Source organism: Streptomyces sp. NPDC044033 (assembly GCF_056434425.1).
The window spans coordinates 181,368-196,689 of sequence record NZ_JBWKFF010000001.1 but is presented as its reverse complement, the minus strand read 5'-3'; the positions used below and the strand labels follow the sequence as shown (position 1 = coordinate 196,689).

Below are 15,322 nucleotides of genomic sequence, written 5' to 3'. Positions count from 1 at the left end.
GGCCGGAGAGCTGCGTTCAGGCCGTACGGACCAGCCTGACCAGTGCGTCGTACGCCTCCTGGATCAGCGTATTGCCGCGCTCCGGCGCGCAGTTGGCGAGGGCGACCAGGGCGGTGCCGTGGTGCGGGCTGAATCCGGCGAAGGCGGTGCAGCCGCGAGTGCCGCCCGAGTGGTGGTAGAGGGCGGAGCCGTCGGGGCGGGGCCGGACGTTCCAGATCAGGGCGAGGCCGTCCTTGCCGCGCGGCATGGTGAGCCGGGGCCGGGTGACGTCCCGCAGCGCCGCGCGCAATGGCTCCGGCGGTGAGGCGCGCAACGGCTCCGGCAGTGCCGCGCGCAACGGTTCCGGCGGTGCCGTGTCCGTACGGGCCGTGCCGCCATGCGCGCCGCACGCCAGCGCCTCCACGTACGCGAGCAGGTCGCGCGCGTCGGCTCGGGCCGCTCCGGCGGCGGGCATGCCCGGGATGTCGAAGGGCGGCCGTGGCCGACGGTGACAGTAGCCGGTGGCCTCGGACCCCTCGCCGCCTGTGCGCGGTGAGCAACTCGTGCCGCTCAGGCCGAGCGGCGACAGGACGCGGGAGTCCAGCAGGTCCCCGTACAGCAGGCCGCCGCCGGCCGCGCCGCACAGGGCGTGGCCCAGGATGCCCACGCCGAAGTTGGAGTACCGCAGCCGGCTGCCCGGCCGGGAACGCAGCCGCGTGCGGGACAGGGCGCGCAGGAGATCCGCGCCGGTGAAGGCGGAGTAGGGGTTGGTGAAGAGCCGCCGGCCGGCCGTGGCCAGCAGGCCCGGGGGCAGCCGGGGCAGCCCGGAGGTGTGGGTGGCCAGGTGGGTCAGGGTGATGGCGTCGGCGCCGGCCGGGTAACGGGTGCCCGGCGGCAGATGGCGTACGGCGCTGTCATGGTGGCCCACCTCGCCGCGGGCGGTCTGTTCGGCGAGGAGCAGAGCGGTGAACGTCTTGGTGATCGAGCCGATCTCGAAGCGCGTACGGGCGTCGGCCGGGACGCCGCCCTCGTGCGCGGTGCTGCCTCGGGCGTGGAAGGTCCGTTGCCCTTCGCGGTACACACCGACGACGACGGCGCTCGCGCCCGGGGCCGCGGACAGCAGCGCGTGCGGCACCTCGTCGGAGTCCATGGCGGTCACGCCGGACCCGGAGCCGCAGCTGGGGCCAGGGCCGGAGCCGAAGCCGAAGCCGAAGCCGGAGCCGGAGCTGCGGTCAGGGCCGGGTCCGGGGCGTATGCGCTGCGGGGCCTCACCCGGCGGACCGCCCCGGGTCGTCCAGCGCCCGGGCGAGGGCGAGGGTCCCGGCGACGACGGCCACGATGGTGGTGTGCTGGTGGTCCTCGAAGCGCTGGGCCGGGTCGTCGTCGACGGGGTTGTCGTCGCGGGGCACCAGGCCGTCGGCGTGCTGGAGTTCCGCCAGCCGCTGCCAGTCCTCGGCCTCGGTGCAGGGTTCGGGCAGGCAGTTGCCGACGATCATCAGCTCGGCCATCAGGTCCCACTGGCTGATCTCGGACCAGACGTCCGTCCACATCGGCAGCCAGTCGCGCAGATAGCCGACGACGTCGCCGGGGAGCCCGCCGGGCAGGCGCCCCCAGTCGGTGAGGTGGAAGACGGTGTGGGTGACGGAGTAACCGGTCAGCCAGTTGATGTGCCAGGGCTCTGGCATGCTGCCGAGCCAGGTCGCCCGGGTCAGCGCGGACCAGTCGTGGGCGCCGGCGCCGTGGTCGTAACCGGTGATGCGGGCGGCGTTGGCGACGGCGAGGCGGCGGTTGGGAATGTGCTCGCAGGCGTGTGTCGCCCGCAGCGTGACGGTATGGGCGAGGAGCCCTTCCAGCAGCGCGTGGCGGTAGCCGGCGCGGGCGAAGTGGGCGTAGGTCTCCAGCGGGTCGGTCTGGAGGGGGTGCCGCAGGAGGCGCTCGTACAGCAGTGTTCCGTCGCCCAGCTGTCGCCAGCCGAAGTCCAGCAGTTCGCGCGCGAGGGTGAGCTCCTTCGTCCCGGCCGCGCCGTCGCGGAGGACCAGGGAGGCGGCGAGCGCCGTCTCGGCGAGCGCCTTGTACGCCTCTCCCTCCTCGTCGAGGTCGGCGCGCGGGAGCTTGGAGAGCGCCCCGTACTCGCGGTTGGCGTGCAGCCAGGCCAGGGCCCGGCTGCTGATGTCGTGCGCGGTCCGCGCCGGGAGGGGGCTCATACGGGCTCCAGGCCGAGCAGTCGGCGGGCGATCGCGGTGTCCAGGGCGAGGCGTCCGCCGTCGCCGCCGGCCAACTGGATGTAGGTCGTCAGCGGCGCCGGGTCCAGCGGCAGCGCGACGCCTTCGGCGTGCAGCCAGGCCAGCCAGCGGGCGATGCGCGCGGCGGTGGCGAAGTCGCGCCGCAGGGTGGCGCGGCCCGCTCCGCGGGCGAGGCCCACGACGCCTTGCCGGGCGGCTTCGTGCACGGGACCGTCCAGGCCGGGGAGTGCGAGCGAGGCGAGTCGGCCCATCCGTACGGACCAGGGAACCCAGCCCTCCCGTACCGCGCCGTCGCCGTCCGGACCGGCCGCCGCGGTGGGCGCGAGGTGGCGGGGCGCGGAGTCGTCGCACCGGGGAGGGCCCTGGGGGCGGGGTGGTTCAAGGGGGGCGGACTCCGCGGGGTCGGTGCGGGACAGCAGGGTGAGCAGCCCCCAGTCGGCCCACGCCATGACCCATGGCTGTTCGTCCCCCGCGGGCGGCGCGGGGGGCGGCGGCTGTACGGGCGGCATCGCGTCGAGCGCGAGGCGCACGGCCTCGGCCTCACCGGGGGGCAGGCCCCGTCCGGTCAGCGCGTAGGGCGCGAGGACGTCGGCGCCGAGCATGCGCACCGCGCCGAGGGCGACCGCCGGGTCGTCCGCTTCTTCCACGTGGGCCGCCGCCACAGCGGTGCCCCCGACGCCGCGGAGGACGTCGAGGGCACGGTCGGCCAAGTGGCCGGCTGATTCGCTGTGGGCGGTCCGTGACCGCTCGGAGATCACTTGCGCTTCGGCCCCTTGGGCGAGAGGGCCAGCCCTGCCAGCAGAATGCCGGACCCGCCCCCGACGCCGTCCGGCGAGGGGACCGGAGCGTCGCTGAGCGGCGCTTCGGGCTGGGTCATCAGGTGACCGAGGGTTTCCTTGTCGAGTGCGAGGCCAGTGGGCTTGAGAGTCTGGACAGGCATTTTCGTTCCTTCGCAGAGATTCATCACCACAGCCGGTGATGCCCCGATGCTCTGTCCAATTTAACCCGATACGTCACATCGCGCTCGTTGGCGGGACGGCCGGGCGCCAGAGCGCGTTCCCCGCCTCCTCAAGGCGTCAGGCGAGGGGCACGTTCACGCAGGCGAGGCGCGCCCCCGCCATGCCGGCGTGGCCGGGTTCGGTCTCGGTCGCGTGCTCGTGGACGACCACGGACCGCGCCTCCCCGTACCGGAAGTGCCAGCCCTGAGCCGCGCGCGAACGCCCGTCGCCGTCCTCGTCCGTCGTGAGGTCGAGCCACACCTCGTTGCGAGGATTGGCGTAAGCGGGGTCGGTGGAGGGCTGCTTCGGGTCGCGTACGTCCTGGTAGTGCGGGCCGGAGTCCTCCGGCTTGGCGCCGCACGGCTTGGAGTGGACGTGCGCGCCGAAGGTGCGGTGCGCCTCCACCCCCTCCAGTCGCAGGGCGAGGGACGTGCCACCGCCCTCGCGCCGCCGCTCGGTGACCACCACACGGCTCCCCTCGGGCACGGCGGCCGGGGCGTGGGTGACGGCCGTGTACGGGGGGTGGCTCGCGGAGCCGAAGTGCTCGTCGACGGTCACGGTGGTGCTGCGCACTCCGGCGGTCGGGCTCAAGGCCATGGCCGCGGTCAGCATGGTCGCAACGAAGGGCACGTCCACTCCCTGACGGGAAGATCGGATGCGGATGGGGATCCTGGGACAGTTCTTGCCGCCTCGGATGATTGCGGGAAGGGGGGCTGCCCACTACCGAGTATCTGGACAACCCGAATCCCGCGCCTTTCGTGCTCACATCCTGCTCAGATGCTGCCCATCCGGGCTCTCACGGTCCCGACCATGGTTGGGACGGTGTTTGACTGCTGAGGCATCAGCGAAGAGGGGCGGATTCCACCATGGCTGACCAGCCTTCTGTGAGCGTCGGTGGTGTCACCTACCGGGTGACCCCCGAGTACCTGGCCAACGCTTCCAGCAACACGATGTCCACGGCGGCGGAGATCGCCGGGCAGCTGGCGGAGCTGAAGACCTATGTGACCAGCCTGGAAGCGAGCTGGCAGGGGCTCGCCCACAACCAGTTCCAGACCCTGATGACGGAGTACGACATCTACGCGCGGATGCTCCACGACGCCCTGGAGGGGATCTCCAAGGGGCTTCAGGGCAACTTCGTCAACTACAAGGACTCCGAGCAGCAGAACCTCACGAACCTCGCCGCGCTGGGCGAGGACGTGCCCAAGACGCCGGCCGGCACCAACTTCAACTGAGCGGGCCTCGCATCCACTTGCTCGATCCGTCCGCCAGGGCGGGCGCATTCCTAGGAGCGTTTCATGGCCGATATCGACGGCACGCCGATCTACGTCGGCGAGGGGCTCGCGGCCGCGGGCGGTGTGCTCAACGCCCGGGCCGCGGAGATCTCCGGCGAACTCCAGCAGCTGAAGTCCCAGCTGGCCCCGCTGGTCGACGCCTGGCGGGAGAGCCAGGCCGCCACGTACTACCAGGACATGCAGAATGAGTGGGACCTCGCGGCCGACGGGCTGTTCGGGCCGGAGGGCGTGCTCGGGCGGATCGCCACCGCCATGCACGTGAACTGGAACAACTACAGCGACGCCGAGTGGTCGAACATGTCCACCTGGCGGCACTGACCCCACCGCGGCCCGCGGGCTCGCGGCCATGCGGTCCGACACCGAAGGAAACATCCGTGCCCGATGAACGCTGCCGGGTCACCGTGGTCGGCGAACGCAGGCGGGTCGACCTCGCGCTCCCCGCGCAGGCCCCGATCGCCGAGTACGCCTCCCGGCTCGCCACCCTGTGCGGCCAGACCGAACCCGAGGCCATGCCCCCGGTCTGGTCGCTCGCCGAGTCGGGTGGCAACCCCATGGCGCCCGGCGAGTCGCTGGCGGCCGCGGGCATCGTGGACGGCGCCATCCTCTACCTGCGCGACCAGCGGGCGGCGGAGCTCGGCGAGCTGACCGTCACCGACCTCGACGAGCAGGTCGCCAATGCCCAGGACACCAGCGGTCTGTGGAACGGACGGCGGCGCGCCCAGTTCGTCGTGGGCGCCGGGCTCGCGGTCGCCGCGGCCTCCGCGGGCTGGCTCGGCGCACACCGGCTCGCGAGCCTGTCCGTGGTGCTGTTCGGGCTCGCAGCGCTCTGCTCGGCGCTCCTCGCCTGGTACGCCCAGCGCAAGAACTGGCCGCTGCCGCACGCCGTGCGGCAGCTCCTGGCGCTGGCCGCCTGCCCCCTGCTGGCCTGTGTCGGCCTGGGCGCCCCGGCTCACGGCCCGGTGGTCACGCCGGTCCTGGTCTCGATCTGCGCGGTGTTCGGCGCGCTCGCCGGGCTGATCGCGCTGCCGGCCCCCTCCACCGTGGTGCTCCAACTGCTCACCGTGGCCACCATGCTGTTCGTCGTGCCGCTGACAGCGCTGCACGCGGGCCTGACCGGCTCCGCCGCCGTACTGGCCGCGGTGCTGTTCATGCTGGCCGGGCTGCTGCCCCGGATCACCAGCCAGATCGCCGTGCTCGTGCCCTCCGGCCCCGACACCGGCGCCGCCGCCCTGGACCCCGGGGAGATCGCCGCCGTCGTCCGCCGCGGCAACGGGCTGCTCACCCTGCTCAGCGTCGTGTCCGGCACGTTCCTCGCCGCCTCCCTGCTCACCCTGAGCGCCTCCCGCGGCGCCTGCGGCCTCGCGCTGGTCGCCGTCGTCAGCGTCGGGCTGCTGCTCCAGGCCGGTTCCGTGCGCGTGCTGACCGGCGTGATCCCGCAACTCGCCGCCGGAGTGGTGGGGTTGCTCGCACTGGCCGTACGGGTGCCCGAGTACGTATTCGGCTCGACCGTCGCGGGGCCGCTGGCCGCCTTCGCCGTGGGCATCGTCCTCGTCGCCTGCGGGCTGTTCCTCGCCTTCGGCGCGGTCCTGCGCCCCATCGAGCCCGAGCGCCCCACCTGGCCCGGGGGCCTCGCCACCTTCCTCTCCTTGGCCGGACTGCCGCTGGCCGCCGGGGTGTTCGGCCTCTTCGGCTGGCTGGCCAACCTGGGAAGTGGTCTGTGACCGGGCGGCCGGTGCCCGGACGGTCCGCGGCCGGGTGCCCGGTGGCCGGACGGCCTGTGATCGGGCGGCCGGTGACCGGATGGCCCGTGATCGGACGGTCCGTGATCGGACGGCCTGTGATCGGACGGTCCTCGGCCGGGCGGCCGACGCCACCGCCGTACGCGGCCGCGCCCGCGAACGAAGCCGCGCCGGGGCCGTTCCAGGCCGGCCCGAGGCGCGCCCCATGAGGGCCGCCGCTCAGCGCGTCGCGCCCGGCAGCTGGGGCGGCCACCGCACGATCGGGGCCGCGGTCCGCAGCGCGAAGCCCGGCGCCGTGATCACCGTGCAGGCCGGTACGTACACCGAGAGCCTGGTGCTGGACAAGGACGTCAGCCTGGTCGCGAAGGGCGCCGTACGGCTGGTCGCGGCCCGCGGGCCCGCCGTCACCGTGCACGCGGGCGCGGCCGAACTGCGCGGCTTCGCCATCGCCTCCACCACGCCCCGGGACGCCGCGGTGCTGCTGCGCGGCGGCGAACCGGTGCTGCGGGACTGCGAGATCACCGGCGGGCGCGTCGATATCGCCGGAGCGGCGGCCGCGCTGCTGAGCGGCTGCTCGGTGCGGCAGGCCGAGGGCGTGGCGGTATGGCTGGCCGGCACCAGCCGCACCACGCTGGAGAACCTGACGATCGGCGGCTGCACCGGGGACGGCCTGATCGTCGAGGACGAGGCACGGGCCGAGCTGACCGACGCGCTGGTGGACGGCGCCACCGGGCGCGGCGCCCTGCTGACCGGCGGGGCGCACGCGACGCTGACCCGCTGCGAGATACGCGGCAGCGGCGCCGCCGCCGTCATGGTGGAAGGGCACGCCACCGCCGCGCTGCGCGAGTGCCGGCTGCACGAGGCGACCGGCCAGGGCGTGTGGACCCGCGAGACGGCGGGCCGCCTCGCGGGCGCTGCCGACGTCCGGGCCACGGACACGGGCGCCCCCGCGCGCGCCGAAGGCCGGGACCGGGCCCCCGCCACCGGGTCCCGCGCCCAGCACGGCCGCGGCGCCCAGGGCGTGCGGCTGCGGGACTGCGAGATCTTCCGTACGGGCGGCGCGGGCGTGCTGGTGGACGGCGGCAGCGCGGTCCTGCTGGACGGCTGCCACGTGCACCACACCACCGGCGCCGCGGTGCTGGTCACGGCGGAGGCCGCCGTGGAACTGGTCTCGGTGCGCGCCGTGGACTGCGAGGACACCGCGCTGGTCGTCAGCGCGGCGGGGCGGGCCACCGCGCACGACTCCACCTTCGCCCGTACCGCCGCCAACGGGGTGTACGCGGTGGGCGAGGCGGAGGTCGCGCTGACCGGCTGCACCGTACGGGACACCGCTTATACGGCCGTACACCTCGGCGGCGCCGCGCGCGCCACGGCCCGGGACTGCACCGTCAGCGGCACCCCCGAGTACGGCATGCGCGTCACCGAGCGGGCCGAACTCCTCGCGGACGGCTGCGAGGTGAATGACGCGGGGCTGACCGGGGTGAGCGTGGAAGGCGGCGACGCCGCCGTGCGCGGCTGCCGCGTGACCGGCGGCCGGGAGGGCGTGCGGCTGCGCACCACCCACCGGCCGCTGCTGGCGGACTGCGAGATCACCGCCGCCGGGGACACCGGGGTCCGGATCGGCCGGGACACCGGCGCCCGGCTGGAGAACGTGACCGTCACCGGCAGCGGCGGCGCCGGGCTGCTGCTGGAGGAGGACAGCACCGCCGTGGTGGAGGGCGGAGCGGTACGCGAGTCCCAGGGCAGCGGCGTCGTCGTACGCGCCGGGGCCCGGCCCCGCATCCTGGGCCTGACCGTCGAGGCGGCGGCGAAGAACGCGCTGTTCGTCGAGGAGGGCGGCGAGGGCCGCTATGAGGACTGCCACCTCACCAAGAGCCGTTTCCCCGCCGTCTACGCCGCCGCCCGCTCCCGGCTCGTACTGCGCCGCTGCACCGTGGACGGCACCGAGACCGATTTGCTGCGGGACGACGAGGCCGTGGTCCACGCGGAGGACTGCCACGTCGAGGACGTCGCCGAGCCGCTGCTGCCCACCCTCGCGGCGCCGGGGACGGAGGACGGCGAGGGCCGCAAGGCCGTGCCCGCCGTCGCCGGTGCCGGCCGCCGGGCCGGAGCCAAAGACGACGGCAAGGGCCGTACGGACAAGAGCGAGGACGAGCAGAGCGCCGAGGAGGCCGCGGCGAAGCTCGCCGAACTCCATGTCGAGCTGGACCGCCTGGTCGGCCTCGACGGCGTCAAACGCGAAGTCGTCACGATGACGAAGCTCATGCGGATGGTCAAGGTCCGCCAGGACGCCGGGCTCGCCCCGCCGCCGCTGAGCAGGCACCTGGTCTTCGCGGGCAACCCCGGCACCGGCAAGACCACCGTGGCCCGCCTCTACGGCGGCTTCCTCGCCGCGCTCGGCCTGCTCAGCCGGGGCCATCTCGTCGAGGCGGACCGGGGCGACCTGGTCGGCGAGTACGTCGGCCACACCGCGCCCAAGACGACCGCCGTCTTCCGGCGCGCCCTGGGCGGGGTGCTGTTCATCGACGAGGCGTACTCCCTCGTGCCGCAGGGCCAGGTGACGGACTTCGGTTCGGAGGCCATCTCCACGCTGGTGAAGCTGATGGAGGACCACCGGGACGAGGTGGTCGTCATCGTCGCGGGATATCCGAGCGAGATGAACCGGCTGCTGGAGTCCAACGCGGGCCTCGCCTCGCGCTTCACCCGCACCCTGCTCTTCGACGACTACACCACGCCGGAGCTCGTACGCATCGTCGAGCACCAGGCCGACAGCCACGAGTACGTCTTCACGCCGGAGACCACCGACGCGCTGCACGGCTACTTCGAGACCCTGCCGCGCGGCGAGCAGTTCGGCAACGGGCGCAGCGCGCGGCAGGTCTTCCAGCGGATGACCGAGCGGCACGCCCAGCGGGTGGCCGAACTCGACCTGAGCGCCCTCGACCTGGCCTCGGCGGACGCGGAGCTGCTCACCACGCTCCTGCCCGCCGATCTCCCGCCGGGAGGCGTCACGTGAGAGACGGTTTGACGAGACAGCAGCAGCACCGCCCCTCGCGCCCGGCCCGGACGGCGCGCGGGGGCGGCACAGGACATCGGACCGGGTGAAAGGCAGGTGACCCGCGGATGGCCGAGCAGCCGACCCCGCAGGAGTGGCACGCCGACCTACAGGCGCTGAAGGATGCGATCGCGGTGGTGAAGCGCGAGAAGTCGTCGATCTCCACCAACATGTCGTCGATCGACACCAAGATGGGCAAGATCAGCACGCACTGGTCCAGCCCCTCCTTCCACTCGTACGACGCGATGAAGACGTGGTTCCAGAAGGGGCAGCACGACCTGGAGTCGATGCTGAGCGACATCATCAAGCGGATGGAGACCTCTTACACGAACTACCACAACGCCGAGAGCGCCAACGTCAAGAACCTCCACGACGGCGGGTCCGGTGGCTGAGCCGACGACGCGCCGCCGCCCCGCCTCGCGTGCGCGGGGCGGGGCGGCGGCCTGCGGCGTCGGGTCACTTCGCGGGCGGCGCGGGGAAGTTGGACTTCCGGTCGGTGTGCCCGTAGACCTGCCCGGCGTGGTTGAGCAGCGCGATGTACTCGCCCAGCTTCTCCAGCGCGGAGCCGACCTGGAGCAGCGCGCGCTCCTGGGCCGGGTTGATGTCCGCGCCGAACTTCTCGGCGGACTCGGCGAACGGGTTCGTGCGGTAATGGGTCCCGGCGCTCGGGTCGTACCCGGACGCGAGGGAGGTGTGCATCTCCCCCTTCGTCTCCTTGATCTTGGCGCCCTGCCCGAAGACATAGCCCTTTTCGGCCATGACCTTCTTGCGGACCTCCTCGTACTTCTCGACCGCGCCCTTGGCCTCCGTGAGCATCGACGTCTCCGCGGTGCGCAACGTGGAGGGGTCGATCTTGAAGTCGCCGGAGGGCGTGTAGTTCTGCGGCGACTCCTCCGAGCCGCCGTCGGACCCGATGTCCTTCGGATCGTCGTTGAAGGAGGGCGGCTGCGTCCAGGCGACCTTGTCGGTCGGCACCAGGCCGTCGAGGTTCTTGTCGTGGTCGGGGCTCGGCTTATCGTCGCCGTCCCCCTCGGGCAGCGGGCTCGTGTCGTACTTCGAGGTTATGGGGTCGGTCACAGGGTCTCCCTCGTCTCTCTCGCGCCGGCCTCACAGCCGGGCGGCCGGGCGACGGTTCTGCGGAGTATCGCCAGGTTTACCACTTATGCAAGCAATTGTCAGCGCGGGGGTGTGTCCTCCGCACCGATAGCAACCCCCCAGGCACCCGAGTGGAGTTGCCGAGAAAGGCGAGTCATGGGCGACAGCGGCACGGCCGATTACGACACCTCCGTCATCAGCGTCTCCCCGAGCGGCCTGAAGACCACCGGCAAGGAGCTGGCGGGCCTCAGCGCCGACGTCGTCAAGAGCCTCAACACCATCCACACCGCACTGGACGGGCTGAAAGTCAACTGGCAGGGCAAGGCCGCCTCGGACGCCGACGAGGTGAACCAGGAGTGGCTGCGGGTCATGACCGAGCTGTTCGGCACCAAGGAGGACCCGCACAAGGGGGTCCTGCCCGCCCTCGCGGACGGCGTCGGCATGGCCGCCTTCAACTTCAGCACGGCCGAGGACGGCGTCGCCGAAGCCTTCACCAAATTCCGGGAGGGCCTGACCGCGAAGAGCGGCGGCGACGACAAGCCGAAGGACACCCCGCCCGAGGCCGTGACCGACACCAACACGACGGCGGTCACCATGACCTTCTAGCGAGTCCGCCGCTTTGACCTGAGCCCGCCGCTCCGCCGTGAGCCCGCCGCTCCGCCCGCTCCCGCAGCCCCCGACAGCCCGCTAGGCAGCCAACGTGAGTCGAATCCCCTTCCACCGCCCGGTCCGTACGACGCCCCCGCCGACGCCGGAGGGCCGGACGAACCTGGCCAGCCCGCCGCAGCGGCCTCAGCCCCAGGGCGCGGCGGGCTGGCTGATGCTCCTGCTGCCGCTGCTGTCCAGCATGAGCATGGCGGCGTACATGGTCGCCTACGGCAAGGCGTGGATGATCCTGCTGGGCATCGCCTTCGTGGTGGTGTCCGTCGGCGTCACCATCGGCGTACGGATGCAGCTGCGGGGCAGCCGGCGCCGCAACCAGTACCGGCAGCGGGAGCGGTACCTGGAGTACCTCGCCGGGATGCGCAAGCAGGCCCTGCGCTCGCGGGTCGCCCAGCGGGCCTCCGACGTCTGGCGGCACCCGCACCCGGACCGGCTGTGGGCGATCGCCGCCCGCCGCCGCCGGGTGTGGGAGCGCCGTCCCGCCGACAGCGACTTCCTGCACCTGCGGGTGGGCACCGGCACCGTGCCGCTCGCCGCCGAGATGCGCATGCCGGACCAGAGCGACCCGACCATCGAGGCCGACGCCGAGTGCAAGCACGCCGCCGCCGAGCTCGTCCGCTCGTACGGCACGGTCGAGGGGCAGGCCGCCTGGCTGGACCTCGCCAGGTCCGGCGTGGTCAGCCTGCTGGGCCCGCGCGCCCGCACCCGCGAGCTGGCCCAGTCGATGCTGCTCCAGCTCTCCGTCCTGCACGCGCCGGACGACGTGCGGATCGCGGTCGTCACCGGCGGCAACTCCGCCTGGAGCTGGGCCAAGTGGCTGCCGCACGCCCAGCACCCCGACGCGGCGGCCCAGCGCCGCGAGCAGGAGCTCGTACCGCTGCTCGCCGACGACCTCGCCGGGCTCCACGATCACCTCCAGGAGACCCTCGACCAGGCCCTGGTCGCCCGCGCCGAACGCAACAGCCGCATCGTCGCGCAGCGGGACGCCACCCCCCGCCGCCAGTTGGTGATCTTCCTCGACGAGTACGAGCCGGGGGCGCCCTGGGCCCGCTCGGCGCTCCTGGAGGACCTGATCACCGAGGCCGGCCCCGACCTGGGCATCCACGTGGTGTGCCTGGTCGAGGAGGAGGGCTCGGAGCCCGGCCGGGTGGACGTACGGGCCCGTACGGACGGCCGCGGCACCCTCACCCTGGAGGGCCGCGCGCCCGGCCTGCACGCCACCGTCGAGAAGGGCGTCGTCGACGAGACCACCCCCGGCGTCCTGGAGGCCACCGCTCGCTCGCTCGCCCCGCTGCGCCTGTCCGGCGAGCGCGACCAGGTCCTCTCCGAGCACGTCTCCCTCTCCAGCATGCTCGGCGTCCACGACATGGCCGTCTTCGACCCCGCCGCCCGCCGCCGCGCCCCCGACGCGAAGGAACTCCTCAGCGTCCCCATCGGCGTGACCGGCACCGGCGAGCCGCTGACCATGGACCTCAAGGAGTCCGCGCAGGGCGGCATCGGCCCGCACGGACTCGTCGTCGGCGCCACCGGCTCCGGCAAGAGCGAACTGCTGCGCACCCTCGTCACCGGGCTCGCCATGGTGCACGCCCCCGAGCACCTCGCCTTCGTCCTGGTCGACTTCAAGGGCGGCGCCACCTTCGCGGGCGTCACCGAGCTGCCGCACGTATCCGGCCTGATCACCAACCTCGCCGACGACCTCGCCATGGTCGACCGCATGCACCAGGCGCTCTCCGGCGAACAGCAGCGCCGCCAGCGGATGCTGCGCGAGGCCGGGAACGTCGACTCGGTCCGCGAGTACCAGCTCCGCCAGGCGGCCGGCGGCACCGACGTCAACGGCAAGCCGCTGGAACCGCTGCCCTACCTGCTGATCATCGTCGACGAGTTCGGCGAACTGCTCTCCCAGCGCCCCGACTTCATCGACCTGTTCGTGCAGATCGGCCGCGTCGGCCGGTCGCTCGGCATGCACCTGCTGCTGGCCACCCAGCGGCTGGAGGAAGGCCGACTGCGCGGCCTGGAGTCCCACCTCTCCTACCGGATCTGCCTGCGCACCTTCAGCGCCGCCGAGTCCCGCGCCGTCATCGGCACCCCCGACGCCTACACCCTCCCGGCCATCCCCGGCTCCGCCTACCTCAAGGTGGACGAGACGGTCTACGAGCGGTTCCGCGTCGCCTACATCTCCGCGCCCTACCGCGAGTACGACCCGGACGGCGCGGGAGCCGCGGCCCTCGAACCCGTGCCGTACGCCGTGCACGGCGACCTCGCGCCGCTCTCCGCCGACGAGAGCGAGAAGACCGGCTGGGAATGGGAGCTCGACGCGGGCCCCACCGAACTCCAGGTCGCCGTCGAGCGGCTGCTCAACAAGGACACGCCCGGACACCAGGTGTGGCTGCCTCCGCTGCCCCCGGCGTTCACCCTCGAACCGCTGCTCGGCGACCCGGAGGCGGACCCGGAGAAGGGCCTGCGCTGCGTCCAGTGGCCGTACGGCGGCGAGCTGAAGTTCCCCGTCGGCGTGCTCGACGTGCCCTCCCGCCAGGAGCAGCGGCCGCTCGTCCTGGACCTCGTCGGACGGCAGGGCCACCTGGCGCTGGTCGGCGCGCCGCAGAGCGGCAAATCCACCTTCCTGCGCACCGCGATGCTCAGCGCCATGCTCACCCACACCCCCGACGAGGTGCAGTTCTACGCCATCGACATGGGCGGCGGCTCGCTGCACGGACTGAGCGACGCGCCGCACGTGGCGGGCGTCGCCGGCCGCCGCGACGAGGAGCGGGTGCGCCGGGTGCTCGCCGAGGTCAGCCGGCTCGTCAACGCCCGCGAGCGGATGTTCCGCGACCTGGGCCTCCAGTCCGCCGCCGAATTCCGCGCCCGCCGCGCCGCCGGCGACCTGCCCGAGGGCGTACGGGCCGCCGACATCGTGCTGGCCGTCGACAACTGGGCCGCCCTGCACGAGGCCGACGAGGACGCCGTCACCACCCTGATCGAGGTCGCCACCCGCGGCCTCGGCGTGGGCGTCCACCTGTGGCTGACCGCCAACCGCTGGGCGGAGATCCGCGTCAACCTCCGCGACAACATCCCCGCCCGCCTCGAACTGTGGCTCAACGACCCCTCCGAGTCCGAGATCAGCCGGCCCAGCGCCCGCGCGCTCGGCCAGAGCGTCCCCGGCCGCGGCCTGACCCCGCCCGGGCTCATCCACCACATCGCGCTGCCCCGGTTCGACGACGGGGCCGAGGGCGCGGACGGCGTGACCGGGCTCGCCGAGGCCCAGCAGCGGCTGGTGTCCCGGATCGCCGAGAGCTGGCAGCGGCCCGCGGCCCCGGCGCTGCGCGTCCTGCCCGAGCGGATCACCGTCCGCGAACTGGCGGTCGCCGCGGCCCCCACGCCCGGCGAGCGCTGGGAGGGCCACGGCTCCGCCATCGGCGAGCGCGAGGTGCCCATCGGGCTCCGCGAGTCCGACCTGCGCCCCGTCGGCCTCGACCTGACCTCCGCCGCCGATGCCCCGCACTTCGTGGTCTTCGGCGACTCCAGCTCCGGCAAGACCGCGTTCCTGCGCGCCTGGATGCGCGGGCTCGCCGCCCGCCGCAGCGCCCGTGACGTGCGCTTCATGGTCGTCGACTACCGGCACAGCCTGCTGGGCGCGGTGCCCGACGAATACATCGGCGCCCGCGGCGCCAACGCCGACATCGTCACCGGGCAGGCCCAGGCGCTCGCCGAGACGCTGCGCTCCCGGATGCCCCCGGCGGACGTCACCGCCGCCCAGCTCGCCGCGCGCGACTGGTGGCAGGGCCCGGAGCTGTACGTCGTCGTCGACGACTACGACCTGGCGGCGGGCAGTATGGGGCGCGGCCCGCTCGCCCTGCTGGCGGAGTTCATCCCGCAGGCCGCGGAGCTGGGCTTCCACCTCATGCTGGCCCGCCGGGTCGGCGGTGCCAGCCGGGCCCTGCTGTCCGATCCGCTGCTCAGCAAGCTCAAGGAGGTCGGTACGGACGGGCTGCTGCTCTCCGGCGACCACCGCGAGGGCGCCCTCATCGGAAACCAGCGCGCCTACGCCCATGGGCCGGGGCGCGGCACGCTGGTCCGCCGCAGCCACGACCCGGTCGCGGTGCAGGTGGCCCTCGACGAGGGGGAGGGGCCGGTGGAGTCCGTGGGAGCGGCCTTGGAAGAGGCCGTGGAAACGGAAGATCCCGAGGCTTACGAGGCCGTTCCCGACAACGCGCCCGACCAGCAACCCGCCTGACCCGCACGACGACCGACCTGCACGACAACC

At 73.3% G+C, this 15,322-nt stretch carries 13 protein-coding genes; 7 read left to right on the top strand and 6 right to left on the bottom strand.

Translation table 11 applies throughout. From position 1 onward, the window contains the following. Positions 1–16: 16 nt before the first annotated feature. The 5 genes from AC07AB_RS00800 to AC07AB_RS00780 form a co-directional block, all read right to left on the bottom strand. Complete coding sequence (locus tag AC07AB_RS00800) at positions 17–1,129, bottom strand: serine hydrolase domain-containing protein (protein ID WP_478559663.1); 1,113 nt, start codon at positions 1,127–1,129, stop codon at positions 17–19. Between the two features lie 118 nt (positions 1,130–1,247). Then, entirely contained in the window at positions 1,248–2,183 is a 936-nt protein-coding gene (locus AC07AB_RS00795; protein WP_478557862.1) for a DUF6895 family protein, read from the bottom strand. Next, positions 2,180–2,980 carry a hypothetical protein gene (locus tag AC07AB_RS00790; RefSeq protein ID WP_478557859.1) on the bottom strand — a complete coding sequence of 267 codons (801 nt, stop codon included), beginning with the start codon at positions 2,978–2,980 and terminating at the stop codon, positions 2,180–2,182. Before AC07AB_RS00790 ends, AC07AB_RS00795 begins: the two co-directional genes overlap by 4 nt. Further along, a complete protein-coding gene (locus AC07AB_RS00785) occupies positions 2,977–3,162 on the bottom strand; it encodes a hypothetical protein (protein WP_478557856.1) in 186 nt (61 codons plus the stop codon). The genes AC07AB_RS00790 and AC07AB_RS00785 overlap by 4 nt, the downstream gene beginning before the upstream one ends. A 136-nt stretch (positions 3,163–3,298) precedes the next feature. Then, the gene (locus AC07AB_RS00780) at positions 3,299–3,850 is read right to left on the bottom strand and encodes a superoxide dismutase family protein (protein WP_478557853.1); all 552 of its coding nucleotides are present in this window, start codon (positions 3,848–3,850) and stop codon (positions 3,299–3,301) included. A gap of 236 nt (positions 3,851–4,086) precedes the next feature. Between AC07AB_RS00780 and AC07AB_RS00775 the strand changes: the two genes are divergently transcribed. From AC07AB_RS00775 to AC07AB_RS00755, 5 genes are all read left to right on the top strand, one after another. After that, a complete protein-coding gene (locus AC07AB_RS00775; RefSeq protein WP_478557850.1) occupies positions 4,087–4,452 on the top strand; it encodes a WXG100 family type VII secretion target in 366 nt (121 codons plus the stop codon). Positions 4,453–4,515: 63 nt separating this feature from the next. Beyond that, entirely contained in the window at positions 4,516–4,830 is a 315-nt protein-coding gene (locus tag AC07AB_RS00770) for a WXG100 family type VII secretion target (protein WP_478557847.1), read from the top strand. 56 nt (positions 4,831–4,886) lie between these two features. Then, on the top strand, positions 4,887–6,233 hold the full coding sequence (locus AC07AB_RS00765) for an EsaB/YukD family protein (RefSeq protein ID WP_478557844.1): 1,347 nt from the start codon (positions 4,887–4,889) through the stop codon (positions 6,231–6,233). A gap of 223 nt (positions 6,234–6,456) precedes the next feature. Continuing rightward, positions 6,457–9,264, top strand: coding sequence for a right-handed parallel beta-helix repeat-containing protein (locus tag AC07AB_RS00760; protein ID WP_478557841.1), 2,808 nt, complete (start codon positions 6,457–6,459; stop codon positions 9,262–9,264). A gap of 107 nt (positions 9,265–9,371) precedes the next feature. Beyond that, on the top strand, positions 9,372–9,695 hold the full coding sequence (locus AC07AB_RS00755; RefSeq protein WP_478557838.1) for a WXG100 family type VII secretion target: 324 nt from the start codon (positions 9,372–9,374) through the stop codon (positions 9,693–9,695). A gap of 64 nt (positions 9,696–9,759) precedes the next feature. On the opposite strand, the gene AC07AB_RS00750 is transcribed toward AC07AB_RS00755, so the two are convergent. Continuing rightward, positions 9,760–10,380 (bottom strand): hypothetical protein, encoded by a 621-nt coding sequence (locus AC07AB_RS00750; RefSeq protein WP_478557836.1) that lies wholly within the window; start codon positions 10,378–10,380, stop codon positions 9,760–9,762. 174 nt (positions 10,381–10,554) lie between these two features. On the opposite strand from AC07AB_RS00750, the gene AC07AB_RS00745 reads away from it, so the two are divergent. Together AC07AB_RS00745 and eccCa are read left to right on the top strand one after the other, a co-directional pair. Further along, positions 10,555–11,004 carry a WXG100 family type VII secretion target gene (locus tag AC07AB_RS00745; RefSeq protein ID WP_478557833.1) on the top strand — a complete coding sequence of 150 codons (450 nt, stop codon included), beginning with the start codon at positions 10,555–10,557 and terminating at the stop codon, positions 11,002–11,004. A 94-nt stretch (positions 11,005–11,098) separates the two neighbouring features. Further along, positions 11,099–15,292: a type VII secretion protein EccCa gene (gene eccCa, locus AC07AB_RS00740; protein ID WP_478557830.1), complete on the top strand. Its 4,194-nt coding sequence runs from the start codon at positions 11,099–11,101 to the stop codon at positions 15,290–15,292. Positions 15,293–15,322 lie beyond the last annotated feature (30 nt).